The organism is Mitsuaria sp. TWR114 (assembly GCF_007997345.1).
Window position 1 is genome coordinate 1 of the sequence record NZ_VOSR01000811.1, and the last position, 1,531, is coordinate 1,531.

General features: G+C 72.0%; 3 protein-coding genes and 1 pseudogene. 2 read left to right on the forward strand and 2 right to left on the reverse strand.

Annotated features, from left to right (window positions below; all coding sequences use genetic code 11):
• Both FUT87_RS24465 and FUT87_RS24470 read left to right on the forward strand, forming a co-directional pair.
• A pseudogene (locus tag FUT87_RS24465) lies at positions 1-360 on the forward strand (hypothetical protein); the annotation flags it as partial.
• 3 nt (positions 361-363) lie between these two features.
• Positions 364-819, forward strand: a complete 456-nt coding sequence (locus FUT87_RS24470) for a CesT family type III secretion system chaperone (RefSeq protein WP_091733544.1) — start codon at positions 364-366, stop codon at positions 817-819.
• Between the two features lie 7 nt (positions 820-826).
• Here the strand turns inward: FUT87_RS24470 and FUT87_RS29350 are convergent, their stop codons facing one another.
• Complete coding sequence (locus FUT87_RS29350) at positions 827-1,216, reverse strand: winged helix-turn-helix domain-containing protein (RefSeq protein WP_186830742.1); 390 nt, start codon at positions 1,214-1,216, stop codon at positions 827-829.
• Positions 1,186-1,531, reverse strand: a 346-nt coding sequence (locus FUT87_RS29355; protein WP_222617270.1) for a hypothetical protein, incomplete at its 5' end; no start/stop codon positions are given. The genes FUT87_RS29355 and FUT87_RS29350, both read right to left, overlap by 31 nt.

Consider the following 1,531-nt stretch of genomic DNA (forward strand, 5'->3'; position numbering starts at 1 on the left):
ACGGCTGGACGCGGCGCCCCGACGGCTCCCGGTGGGTCGGTGGGTCTGGTCACGCAGTTGGCCGCGCTGCGCCTGGTGGCGGTGCGCGCCTACCTGCAGTCGCGCCTGGAACCGGGACCGCTGGCGACGCTCGCGCGGGTCAAGCAGGCGCTGCTCGACCAGCGCTCCGAACCGGGCCCTCGGGTCGCGGCGCCGACCGATCCCGCCGATCCTGCCGAGGAAGCGCGCCAGAACCGCCACGCCCTGCTGCCCCTGCTGCTGCTGAACGCGGACCGGCCGCGGACGCCGCTGCAGACCCGCCTGAGCTGCGACCGCATCGAGATGGTCTGCGCGACCTCGATGGACGCGCCGGCCGCGTGACCCATGAGCCAGGAACGCTTCCAGTCGCTGGTCCGCGACCTCTGCCAGCTCATCGAGCTGCCGGACGCCGACGCCGTGCTGCGCCGCGGCACCATCGAGGTCGAGGGCTTCGAAGTCAACCTCGCCAACTTCTCGAACGATCCCGGCGCGATGTACCTCAACTTCCATTACGGCATCGTCACCGCCGGCCGCACGCTGCGCGTGTTCCGGCTGCTGCTGGAAGCCAACCTCAGCGTCTACGCCCAGGACCAGGCGCAGCTGGGCCTGCATGCGGACACCGGCGGCATCGTGCTGATCGTGCGCGTGCCGCTGGGCGACAGCATCGACGCGCCCTGGCTGGCCGAGACCCTGACCCACTACGCCGAGCACGGCCGCTACTGGCGCGACAACATCGCCAACGCGACCGAGGAGATGTTCGCCGGCATCTGCGCCGGCGACTACTTCTGGATCCGCGCCTGAGGCGCGCTCAGAACTCGCCGGGCCAGAGATGGCGCAGGTAGCCCGGCGGCTGTTCCTGGGGCAGGCCGCGCGCATGCAGCGGCAGCTGGGCGCTGGCGGCGCTGCCGTAGTCCGGCATGGCCCAGGCCAGCGGCTGCTCATGCAGCAGGTCGAGCCGGTAGCCGATGCTGTAGATCGCCTGGATCCGCACCACCGCCCCGGTCGCGCCGCCGCTCAGCTTGCGCCGCAGCCGGTAGACATGCTGCTCCAGCGTGCGCTTGCAGATGTCGGTGCCGCCGCCCCAGACCCGCGCGGTCAGGCTGGACGCGCTGACCACCCGCCCGGCGTTGGAGAACAGCACCCAGGCCAGTGCGAACTCGCGCGCGGTCAGGCTGATCTCCTGGTCGTCGCGCCGCACCGCCGACGCGGCCGCATATCGAGCGAGTACGGGCCGACCTCCAGCCCCATGCGCCGCAGCTGCTGCGGCCGGCCGACGCGGGCCCGCAGCCGGGTCAGCAGCGGCTCGACCGAGTCCACGTAGTCGGCGTAGTCGGTCGCGCCATGCGCCATCGCGTCGACCATGCCGACAGCGTTGTCCCCACCGACGACCAGGATCGGCACGACACCGCCCAGGCGCAGCTGCAGCATGGCGAGCCAGTCGATCAGACTGGTGTCGGCATCCTCCAGCAGCACCGCCTGCGCCTCCCCGCGCTTGATCGCCTGCAGCAGCGCC

Coding starts and splice junctions, on each gene's coding strand:
- FUT87_RS24470 (WP_091733544.1), top strand. CDS start 364: ATGAGCCAGGAACGCTTCCAGTCGCTGGTCCGCGACCTCTGCCAGCTC.